General features: G+C 60.1%; 9 protein-coding genes and 1 riboswitch. Of the genes, 4 read left to right on the top strand and 5 right to left on the bottom strand.

Annotated elements, in window-relative coordinates; all coding sequences use genetic code 11:
- The first annotated feature begins 400 nt into the window (after positions 1-400).
- Positions 401-1,045 carry a transposase gene (locus NW835_RS10355; protein ID WP_414415237.1) on the top strand — a complete coding sequence of 215 codons (645 nt, stop codon included), beginning with the start codon at positions 401-403 and terminating at the stop codon, positions 1,043-1,045.
- A 279-nt stretch (positions 1,046-1,324) separates the two neighbouring features.
- Here NW835_RS10355 and rpsT read toward each other — a convergent pair whose 3' ends face one another.
- Positions 1,325-1,627: a 30S ribosomal protein S20 gene (gene rpsT, locus NW835_RS10350; RefSeq protein ID WP_414334928.1), complete on the bottom strand. Its 303-nt coding sequence runs from the start codon at positions 1,625-1,627 to the stop codon at positions 1,325-1,327.
- A 94-nt stretch (positions 1,628-1,721) separates the two neighbouring features.
- On the opposite strand from rpsT, the gene NW835_RS10345 reads away from it, so the two are divergent.
- A complete protein-coding gene (locus NW835_RS10345; protein ID WP_414415236.1) occupies positions 1,722-3,086 on the top strand; it encodes a CRTAC1 family protein in 1,365 nt (454 codons plus the stop codon).
- Between the two features lie 14 nt (positions 3,087-3,100).
- On the opposite strand, the gene NW835_RS10340 is transcribed toward NW835_RS10345, so the two are convergent.
- Positions 3,101-4,981 (bottom strand): cation:proton antiporter, encoded by a 1,881-nt coding sequence (locus NW835_RS10340; protein WP_414415235.1) that lies wholly within the window; start codon positions 4,979-4,981, stop codon positions 3,101-3,103.
- A gap of 248 nt (positions 4,982-5,229) precedes the next feature.
- Positions 5,230-5,321, top strand: a riboswitch (Glutamine riboswitch).
- Between the two features lie 88 nt (positions 5,322-5,409).
- Between NW835_RS10340 and NW835_RS10335 the strand changes: the two genes are divergently transcribed.
- Together NW835_RS10335 and raf1 are read left to right on the top strand one after the other, a co-directional pair.
- Entirely contained in the window at positions 5,410-5,850 is a 441-nt protein-coding gene (locus tag NW835_RS10335) for a DUF4278 domain-containing protein (protein WP_414365788.1), read from the top strand.
- 500 nt (positions 5,851-6,350) lie between these two features.
- A complete protein-coding gene (raf1, locus tag NW835_RS10330; protein WP_414415234.1) occupies positions 6,351-7,448 on the top strand; it encodes a RuBisCO accumulation factor 1 in 1,098 nt (365 codons plus the stop codon).
- A gap of 139 nt (positions 7,449-7,587) precedes the next feature.
- On the opposite strand, the gene sppA is transcribed toward raf1, so the two are convergent.
- From sppA to rsmA, 3 genes are all read right to left on the bottom strand, one after another.
- Positions 7,588-8,394 (bottom strand): signal peptide peptidase SppA, encoded by an 807-nt coding sequence (gene sppA, locus NW835_RS10325; RefSeq protein ID WP_414365786.1) that lies wholly within the window; start codon positions 8,392-8,394, stop codon positions 7,588-7,590.
- Between the two features lie 74 nt (positions 8,395-8,468).
- Positions 8,469-9,173, bottom strand: a complete 705-nt coding sequence (gene fabG, locus NW835_RS10320) for a 3-oxoacyl-ACP reductase FabG (protein ID WP_414415233.1) — start codon at positions 9,171-9,173, stop codon at positions 8,469-8,471.
- A gap of 48 nt (positions 9,174-9,221) precedes the next feature.
- Positions 9,222-10,061: a 16S rRNA (adenine(1518)-N(6)/adenine(1519)-N(6))-dimethyltransferase RsmA gene (gene rsmA, locus NW835_RS10315; protein WP_414365784.1), complete on the bottom strand. Its 840-nt coding sequence runs from the start codon at positions 10,059-10,061 to the stop codon at positions 9,222-9,224.
- Between the last annotated feature and the right edge of the window lie 170 nt (positions 10,062-10,231).

Here is a 10,231-nt window from a genome sequence, read left to right as displayed (position 1 = left end):
CCTTCCTCTTAAAACCTGTACCCTATTTTAAATTAACAGGCTGTATCATACTGCTTATCAACAAAAAATGAAATATGGATGCCAACAGGTTCTGATTCAGGACAGGAAGCTAGTAGCCCTACGGGAGTACCTCTGCCAGCAGTCCAACAAGGTCTACAACTGCGCTCTGTACTATGCTCGCCAAGTCTCTTTCAAGACCAAGCGACTGGTAAACTATGCCCAGCTCTGCAGAGAGAGGGTGAGAGCCAAAAATAGACACTTTATGGCGATGTACGTCTCCTCTGCACAGCAGACTTGCAAATCGGTAGCAGAAGCACTAACGAGCTTTAAGTCGCTTTTGCAAGTGCAGCCGGATCCAAAGCCCAGGTTGCCACAGTACTGTAAGGCTGGACTGTTCCCCGTGGCCTACCCGAAGCAATGGCCAAAGTTCCCAGAAGAGCAGGTCAGAGTGGGCAAGCAAGTCAAGGCCTGGTTTGGCCTAGACGCTTTCTGGGTGCAGTTCCCCACCAACTTGCGGTGGGAGAGCATCAAGGAACTGAGGATTCTGCCCCGCCATGGGGTGTTTTACCTGGAGTGGGTGTATGCCAAGCCTCCTCAACCGCAGTCCCTTGGCCCAACAAAGACGCTAGCGATTGACCATGGGGTTGACAACTGGCTTACCTGTGTCAGCAATCTAGGGCACAGCTTCATCATCGACGGGCCCAAGGTTAAATCCTTTAACCAGGGGTACAACCAAGAGGTGGCTAGGCTCAGAACCAATAAACCGCAGGGCTTTTGGTCTCGCCACCTGGGTTGTATCACCGAGAAAAGAAATCGTAGGATGCGGGATGCCGTCAACAAAGCCGCTCTTTGGGTTGTCAACTCCTGCCTAGAGCACTCTGTTGGGAGAATTATCTTTGGCTGGAACCAAGGGCAAAAGCAAGAGTGCAACCTAGGCGAGGTTAACAACCAGAGCTTTGTCTTCATTCCCACCGATTGGATGGGGAGGAGCTACCTAACTATGGTGAAAAACCCGACGGGTGGCGAGCATCTGGGAAGCGAGTAAAGCGGGGGCTGTACCAAACGGCAGCAGGGTTGCTGGTTAACGCAGATGCCAATGCTGCCGCTAACCTACTGAGGAAGGTAAGCAGAACCTTGGGGCTTTGTCTCAAGGGACTGTCTAGGGGCGTCTTGACAGTGCCTTTGCGAGTCCGTCTGTGGACTGCGTAAGAATCCCCCGACTTTAGTCAGTGGGAGTGTCAAAAAAGCTCGGTAGGCAAATGCTTAAGCTTGCTTCCGGGGCAGCAGTAGAGACCTTTGGGCTCCGCCTGTCCAAAACCCTGTCTTAGGAGGCACTTGTGGCGGCTAGGGATCGTTGCACAATCCGAGATAGACGAGCCTTCCGACGGGCGGCTGTGTTTTTGTGGAGAACCCCTGTTTTGGCCGCTTTGTCGATGCGGCTAAAGGCAGCGCTCATCGCCGCTTGAATCTCCTGCAGGGTTTCCGGTTGGGGGTTGGCGGCGTAAGTAGAGGAGAGGGAGATCACTTTTTTCATCAGCGCGCGCACCATGGCCTTGGTAGCTTTGTTGCGCAGCCGATTTCGTTCGGCAATCTTGACGCGCTTGATGGCAGATTTGATGCGTGGCATGGTTGAAAGGGAAGTTACAGCGAGGATCTAGCATACCATTAGAGTCTGGAGCTCCACCAGTTCCTGCCTCTCCTATCCGCCCGACGAGATCCCCATGTTTCAAGATTGCAGCTCCCTCCTCCAGTTCAACCCCCCTGCCCTTTTCTATGGGGTTGCCGTTTGCGATGTGGATCGGGACGGGGCTTTTGAGCTGTTTGTGTGCGGCTTCCGCGGCCCGAATCGGGTTTTGAAGTGGAACGGCCAGGCGCTGGTGGATCTGGTGGACGATACTCTGGCCGATGCAGGGCGCATGGCCATCGGGGTGGCTGCCGGCGACTTCGACGGCGACGGGCAAGAAGAACTCTATGTTTTGAATACCGATACCTTCGGCGGGCGCAAGCGCTTTGGGGATCGCCTCTTCGACTGGCAGGGATCCCGTTGGGTGGATCTGTTCTCTCTACCCCACAACCAAGATGCCCTCAACTTGACGGCCGGTCGCTCGGTGGCCTGCGTGGATCGCTTTGGCCAGGGGCGGTACGGGTTTTTCGTGGCCAACTACGGCGGCCCCATGCGCCTTTACGAGCTTTCCTCCGGCCAAATGATTGCCGATGTGGCACCAGAGGCGGGGGTGAACCGGGTAACGGGCGGGCGGGGGCTGGTGGCCCTGCCCTTGGTCTCGCAGCGGATGGACATTTTTGCTGTCAACGAGCAGGGGCCCAACTTTTTGTTTCGCAACCGCGGGGATGGCACCTTTGAAGAAATTGCCGCCGAAGTGGGGCTGGCGGATCCCGGCGAGCACGGGCGCGGCGTGGCAGCAGTGGATCTGGATGGGGACGGGCGGCTGGACTTGGTCTACGGCAATTGGGAAGGGCCGCATCGCCTCTGGATCCAAACCCCTAGCGGCATCTTTAAGAACGTGGCTCCGCCGGAGCTGGCCAGGCCCTCCCGCATTCGCACGGTGATTGCTGCCGACTTCGACAACGACGGCTACCCGGAGCTGTTTTTTAACAACATCGGCGAGCCCAACCGCCTGTTTGGCTGGCGCTCTGGCTGCTGGCAGGCCATTGACATTGGAGAGGCTGCCGAGCCGCAGGGATTGGGAACAGGAGCGGCAGTCGCCGATGTGGATGGGGACGGTCGCCTGGAGCTGCTCATTGCCCACGGAGAATCAGGCGCCCAGCCCCTGAGCTTCTACCGCCCCCTGGCTAATGCCAACAACTGGCTAAGGGTCTTGCCCCTGACTCGCCAAGGATCCCCGGCCCGCGGCGCCCTGGTGCGGCTGATCACCCCCACTCGCACGCAGATCCGTCCCATCGATGCCGGCAGCGGCTACCTCTGTCAGATGGAGCCGGTGGCCCACTTTGGCCTGGGATCCGAAACGCTGGTCAAGGAAATCCAGATCCAGTGGCCGGACGGAAAACAGTTGCAGGTGGCTCGCCCGCCGGTCAACCAGCTCCTGCGGATCCCCTATCCTGGCTAGCTCCCCTGAGAGATCTATTCAGCGGAGCCTGAGATCCCTGCCCATTCCGGCTGCACGGGGCGCTGCCAGTGTTCCCACCAGGCCAGCACCTCAGGTGAGCTGCCGTTGGCAGGAGCGGGGAGGGGGGGAGAAGGGGGTGTCAGCCAACTGACAGGCGTGGGGATCAGGCAACTGGGGTGGAGAGGTCGCAAATCGCGGTAGTGGCTGCTGCGGATGGCCAGAATCTCCTGCTGGATGACCTCCAGGGGCTCGCCCAGCTTCAGCAGCACATGGCTGCACAACCCCAGGCTGGCCTCAAATTCCGGGTGGACGACTTCTCGGGCTCCCAACTGATAGAGCTGCTCGATGTCCTCTTCATGGGTGGCCCGCACCACCACATCCAGGTGGGGCGCCAGTTCCAGCGCCCGTTTCAAGCAGAGGCGCATGCTCAGGCGATCCGGCAGGGCGATCACCAGGGCGCGAGCTTGGGACAGACAAGCTTTCTCCAGCACCAGGGCGCTGGCGGCATTGCCGTAGAGATAGGGGATCCCGCGCGAGCGCAACTGTTGGATCACCCGTTCCGACTGGTCAATCACCAAAAGGGGATGGCGACGGGCTTCCAGGATGCGCACGATGTCTTGCCCCACCTGTCCATAGCCGCACACCACCACGTGCCCCTCTTGGGGAGCGTCGGGAGCCAGAGCGCGGGGCTGCTCGCTCCCTTCCAGCCAACGGGCCCAGAAGGGGATCCCTTGTAAGTTTGCCAGCAGTCGCGGCGCGCCCCTGAGCAGAAAGGGAGTGACGAGCAGGGTAACAGCGGTGGTGCTGACGATGAGCAAATAGAGTTGCCGCGACACCAGCCCCAGCGCCTGCCCTTCACTGGCCAAGACAAAGGAGAACTCGCCGATCTGCGAGAGGCCCAGCCCCACCAACACCGCTGAGGGGAGCGGGTAGCCGAACAGACCGGCCAAAGGGGCCACCAGGCAAAACTTGCCCACCATCACCAGCCCCACTAACCCTAGGATCAAGGGCAGGTGGGCGGCGATAAAGCCGGGATCGATGAGCATGCCAATGGCAGCAAAAAAGAGGGCGGCAAACACATCCCGCAAGGGCTCTACGTAAGCCAGGGTCTGGTCGGCGTATTCCACTTCTGAGATCATCAGCCCGGCGATAAAAGCCCCGATCTCACTGGAAATGCCCAGCCGCTCCGTCAACAGGGCAATCCCCACACAGAGGCTGATCACCCCCAGCAAAAACACTTCTTTGCTCTCCTGCTGCGCCAAAAGCCGCAGGAAAGCGGGCACCAGCCACATCCCGCCCACCACTGCTCCCAGACCCACCAGGCCGATCTCCGCCAGGGACTTGGCCAGGGATCCCGCCAGCTCCGGCAAAGGACAATCCAAAGCCGGCAACACCGCCAGCATCAGCCCTACCGCCAGATCCTGCACAATCAAGATCCCCAGCATGGCCTGAGCTTGGGGCGTGCCCATCTGGTTGGTCTCGGTAAGGCTTTTGAGCACCACCGCCGTGGAAGACAGAGAGAGCACCGCCCCCAGGAAGATCCCCTGCACCGGCGTCAGCCAGCCGCTGGCCACCGCCAGCACCGCTGTGATCGCGATGGTCAGGCCGATCTGCAAGGCACCGCCGCCAATGGCGATCCCCCGCACCTGGCGCAATTCTTTGAGGGAAAACTCCACCCCCAAGGTAAATAGCAAAAAGGTCACCCCGAACTGGGCCAGAGTTTCCACCTGCACCACTTCTTTGATCCACCCCAGACCCGTTGGCCCCACCAGGATCCCCGCCAGGAGGTACCCAAGCAACACCGGCTGCCTCAGCAGCGCTGCCAGAAAGCCCCCCGCCGCTGCTGCCGCCAACACCGTCACGATGTCCAGAATCAGGCGAAAGTCTTCCTGCACAGAGACACCCACCGAGGAGTATGAACTTTTGTAGCCAATCCTGAGTATTCTTCCACGATAATGCCTCTCTTCACCTCTCGAGAGGGTAGAAGGCCCAGCCCAAAACGCTGAAACCGGCTCCCGAAGGGGGTCCCCTGCACCCCAGTAGGGGTTCTCGGGCAGCCAGACAGGGGATCAGGAGAAATTTTTGTTAAAAGTTGATAGCGATACCTCAAAACCGTAGCTTATAATACAGAACGTAGATAGAAATCGTTCATCCTCTCGCGTGCTGTTCGATCCAGGAAGGAGCAAGACGGCAGCCGGAGGACGGAAGTAGGGAGCTATCCCGAAGGAACGCGCCTCAACCCCTGGGACTGTCCACGGGACATCCCGGGTCACTCCTCAGGAAGTGAAGTGGATGCAGACTATTACATTTGGAGGCGAAGATCATGGAACTCTCTTACCGTGGCGTTGGTTACACCCACTCACCGGCGACGGTGACTGTTTCTCCGGGCAAAGTGGGGGGTCGCTATCGGGGGCTGGACTGGCGGTTCCGCCACCTGAGCAAGCCGGTGGTTTTGCCCACCAACCTTGACCTGCTCTATCGGGGTGTGGCCTATCGTTCCGAAGCTGCTGCAGCGCCGGCTCAAACCGTTCAGACAGCCGAGGCACCTGCTCCTGGCCGTTCTCACGTTCTGGATGAGCTGGCTCGCCGCCTGATGATGGGCCACCAACGCGCGATTCGGATTCGTCAGCAAGCCATGTTGGTGCGTGGCACAGAGCGGGTTGGCCTGCACGTCAATGTGCGCAACTTCTGGAACCGCATCCAGGGGAAGGTACATCCCACTTTTCGGCTCAACTACGACCGTAGCCGGGTCAGCATGAGCTAGTGTGCCCACCAAAGTTCATCGCAATAGGCGGGGTACCCCACCGTCCATACGGTACGGTGGGGAGGGATGGCGCCTAATAAGTATGACCCAAGTCCTGACTATCTCCTGTAAGCTCGAGGTGGCTGCGTCGCGAGCCCCAAAGCTGGACGCAACCAAGGCCTAAGGTTCGCTGGCGGGAGGGGGAACGTGTCAACCAACAGCCGCGCAGCTAGACAGAACGGCGGCGGTTGAACAGTTCGGCGTTCTGCCCGTTGAGGCAGTTTGTGCGCTACAAGGCGGCAAGAGCAAGAGTCAAGAATGTGATTGCACTTTTGGGGGGCTGCCATAAACCAGCCTGCCCCCCTTCCCTCTGTATACGGGGGGAGAGAGGGGGGTTCGTGGTTGGCTTGCCAACTGCAGAGCTGCTATTCGCGTCAGCGGCGCGTAGCGCTAAAACCCCACCTGCCTAGGCGGTGGGGTAGTTTATTTTGGGCTATTGTCGTTGCGGAGGAAGCCTAGCGATGAGTCAGCATTTGCCGGAATCCTCTGTTCCGGAGGAAGATCCCAGCCTGTTGATGGATCGGCTGCGGCGCAAAGAGGGGGGGTGGCTGGACTGGGCAAAGGCCTGCCAAAGCTTGCAACGACAGAAAGTGACTCCCCAGGCCATCTTCGAGGCGACTGGGTTTGAGCCCGTCCGCCAAAACCAGATCATTGTCGCCGCCCAGGTTTACGAAGGAATGGCGAAAGCAGGAGCCAGCTTAGCTGTTTTGGAGCACTTTGCCCAAAAAGGCAGCGATATCCTCTACGAGTTGCGCATCCTCTCGCCCCAGGATCGCGTCCGGGTGGCGGAGCTGATTGTCAGCCGCAACCTAGGTGCCGATGAGGCGCACGAGATCGCCCGTGCCATGAAGAACTATGCCCAACTGCGGCAGCTCCCGGAAGGGTTCACGGATCACCCTGGCGATGCGGTGGCCTATCAAGCCTGGAAAACTGCCCAGGAAACCCGCGATCTACAGGAGCGAGCCCGGGCCATTGGCCGCGCCTTTCAGTATGCCCACAGCGAAACGGCCCGCCAACAGGTTGAGCGGCTCTTGTCGACGCTGGCTCCCGGCTCCCAACCCCAGCGCAAGCCGTTGCCCAGGCTTTCGGTGTTTCGCCCGGAAGAGGATCTGCCCCGCCTGATGCCGGTGGCTGGATCCCTGCCTCTTTCTACTGCCACCTGGGAGCAGATCCCTGCCGTTGAGCCTCAAGGCCTTTTTGGTTGGGTCACCAGCGTGGCTGGGCAAACGTGGATGGCCTTGCCCGCTTGGCCAGCCATTCAAAGGGCCGCCGACCCAGTCGCCCTGCAGGTGGAGAATGGTTTGCTGGGATCCCTGTTGGGCTGGCCGGTGGCACCTGAAGAAGAACAGGATCCAATTTTGCTGGTGGTCGATCGCGCCGTTCGCACCTGGGAAGGAATGGCGGGGGTTTTCCTGGTGGATCGGGAGGGAGCCGTGGCGGTGGAGGGGATAGAGAATTTGCCCCCCTCTCCCCTGCTGGGCCAGGTGCTGATGGCAGTGCGTCCCCCCCGCATCTTCGACGAGGAGTTGGCACAGGATCCCTGGCAAATAGAGGAATAACTCCAGAAAGCCAGATGCACCACCCCCAGCCCCCGGCCAGGAACGAGTGGCAAAGCGGCTTCCGGCTTTGCTTTTCTCTTATGCCGGCATAAGGCTTGGGGGCGGAAGAACCAATCCTCACAGTTCTGGAGGTCGCCTCTCACGAACCAGTGTAGAGCCACAGGGGCAGGCCTGAGGTGCTTACCTCAAATTGCAGACGCGCCAATGCCTCTGCCGCCGGTAGCAAGCGAGCCCAACCCCTGCGCCGTGGGAGTAGATCGCAGAACTTCGCATCGGGCGGCAGCCCTGCCAGCTCCGCGGCCCAGAGGCGGGCATCCTCTTCTGTGCCCAGGCGATCCACCACGCCCAGGTGCAGAGCTTGTTCGCCGCTGAAAATGCGTCCATCGGCAAAGGTTTTGACCACATTCACGCTCAGCCGGCGAGCGGCAGCAACGGTTTGCACAAATTGGCCGTATGTGATGTCGATTAACTCTTGGAGGATGTTGCGCTCTTCTGGGGTCAGCTCGCGGTCAAAGGAAAGGATATCCTTGTAGGGGCCGGACTTGATGACCTTAAAGGAAATCCCTACCTTGTCCAGCAGCCGTTCGAGATTGTTGCCGCGGATAATGACGCCGATGCTGCCAGTGATGGTGCCGGGGTTGCTGACAATTTTCTCGGCTCCCATGGCAATGTAAACCCCCCCAGAGGCAGCGATGTTGCCAAAGCTGGCCACAATGCGGGTGCCCTTGCGTTCCCGCAGGCGCGAGAGGGCATTGTAGATTTCCTGGGAGTCTGCCACTGTCCCACCGGGGCTGTCGATGCGCAACACCACTGCCGGGATCTGTCTTTCTTCCACCTCTTTCAAGGCTTTGAGAACCCGCTCCCGGGTTCTGCCATCGATCACCCCTGTTACCTCAATGCGGCCAATTTGCCGACGCCAGCCCCCCGAGAACAATCGCTTCAGCATAAGAAAACGGCACGAAAATAAGCCTCTACCCTCGTATCATGAAGGCCGTCTGGGGGTGCGGTCAACCAAGCAGCTTAGACATTGCCGTACACCGGGATCGCTGCCCCTCTCAGATCCCGCGCCGCTTCCGAGACCAAAAAGGCGATCACCTGGCCGATAGACTCGGGCTTTACCCACAGCTCCGCCTGCTCGGAGCCCATGGTAGCCCGGTTGGCTGGCGTGTCGATGATGCTGGGCAGAACTGCGTTGGCGGTGATGTCAGTGCCTTTGGTTTCGGCGGCAATGGTGCGGGTCAGGGCCACCACCCCCGCTTTGGAAGCACAGTAGGCGGCCAGTTGGGATCCCGGCTCTACCGCCCCTCGGGAGGCCACGGTCACGATCCGTCCATAACCCTGTTGCCACATCTTGCGCAGGCTGTGCTTACAGGCCAAAAAAGTGGTGGTGAGATTGAGGTCAAAGTCACGCCGCCAATCTTCTAGGCTGTACTCGTGGGTGGGGCCCATGGCAAAGCCGCCCACCAGGTGCACCAAGCCATCAACGCGGGGCAGATCGTCAATGAGCTGTGCCACAGCGGCTTCGTTCAGCAAATCCACCTGCACACAGCGCACCTGGCCCAGGCTATTGGCCGGCAGGCGCTGCCGCAAGACAGCCAACTCCTCTTCTTGGCGGTAGGTCAAGGTCAACTCTGCCCCTGTGTCCAGGAGCACGGGGGTTACTCCCAACCCCAGCCCACCGGTACCGCCAGTTACAAGGATCTGTTTGCCCTGGTTGTTGAGCATAGGTTGTTTTGGAATCTGGTGAAAAACCCTTGAGGACTTCCTCTCACCCTACCGCGGTTTTCCCTCGCCGGAAACGGCAGCCATCCTAGGTGTCTGCTCCAGTAGCAGATCGCTCAGGGCCAGCCAATCGGGCAGATCCAGCTCTTCGGCACGGGCCGTGGGGCTGAGGCGGAGCTGGGCGAGAGCGGCGGCCACGGTCTGGCGATCCACGAGGCCTCCTAGAGCGTTGACAAGTTGCTTGCGGCGGGTGGAGAAGCCCTGGCAAACCAGTTGGGAGAACCAGCGGGGATCGCGGGCGGGGATGGGGGCAGGGCGGGGAGTGAGGCGAACCACTGCCGATTCCACTTGGGGAGGAGGCCGGAAGGCGCTGGGGGGCACGCGGCAGATGAGCTCGCACTCAGCTAGGTAACGCACCCGTACACTCAAAGCACCGTAGGCCCTGCTGCCAGGGCCGGCCTGCAGGCGCTCAGCCAGCTCTTTTTGCACCATCAAGACGATGCGCTCAAACTGCCTCACCGGTTGGGCCGGGGATCCCAGCACTTTCTCCAAAATTGGGCCGGTGAGGTTATAGGGGATATTGGCCACCAGCAGGCGGGGCTGAGGCGGGAGCGGCAGGCGAAGAAAATCTCCTTCCACCAGGTGAAAGCGGGGTTGGTCGGCGAAGCGCTTTTGCAGCAGCCGACACAGATCTCGATCGATCTCCACTGCCACCACATGTACGCCCTGGGCCAGCAACCGCTGCGTCAACTGCCCAGTGCCAGGGCCGATCTCCAGAACCCACGGAGGATCCCTCTGAGGGGGCGGCAACTGGGCAGCCCGCAAAATCGCCTCATGAACCGTGGGATCCTTAAGCCAATGCTGGCCAAACCGTTTGCGGGGATAGGGCATTGCTGGATCAGCACTGGGCCGGATAGGAGATTAGGTTAGGATCTGTATCCTCGGGGGAACCTTTTTGAGCTGGGCTCGCCTCCCCGCCCAGGAGCGGCTGGCGGTAGAGGGGCACGGTAAAAGTGACGGTGGATCCCAGCCCTTCGCCCAGGCTATAGAAGTTGATCTCT

Origin of the sequence: Synechococcus sp. OH2 (assembly GCF_047462155.1) — a bacterium.
Lineage (GTDB): Bacteria > Cyanobacteriota > Cyanobacteriia > Thermostichales > Thermostichaceae > Thermostichus.
This window is presented reverse-complemented; position numbering and strand designations above follow the sequence as displayed.

Excerpts from the sequence above, each read along its gene's own strand:
- rpsT (WP_414334928.1), bottom strand. The coding sequence starts at position 1,627 with ATGCCACGCATCAAATCTGCCATCAAGCGCGTCAAGATTGCCGAACGA.
- NW835_RS10345 (WP_414415236.1), top strand. The coding sequence starts at position 1,722 with ATGTTTCAAGATTGCAGCTCCCTCCTCCAGTTCAACCCCCCTGCCCTT.
- NW835_RS10335 (WP_414365788.1), top strand. The coding sequence starts at position 5,410 with ATGGAACTCTCTTACCGTGGCGTTGGTTACACCCACTCACCGGCGACG.
- raf1 (WP_414415234.1), top strand. The coding sequence starts at position 6,351 with ATGAGTCAGCATTTGCCGGAATCCTCTGTTCCGGAGGAAGATCCCAGC.
- sppA (WP_414365786.1), bottom strand. The coding sequence starts at position 8,394 with ATGCTGAAGCGATTGTTCTCGGGGGGCTGGCGTCGGCAAATTGGCCGC.
- fabG (WP_414415233.1), bottom strand. The coding sequence starts at position 9,173 with ATGCTCAACAACCAGGGCAAACAGATCCTTGTAACTGGCGGTACCGGT.
- rsmA (WP_414365784.1), bottom strand. The coding sequence starts at position 10,061 with ATGCCCTATCCCCGCAAACGGTTTGGCCAGCATTGGCTTAAGGATCCC.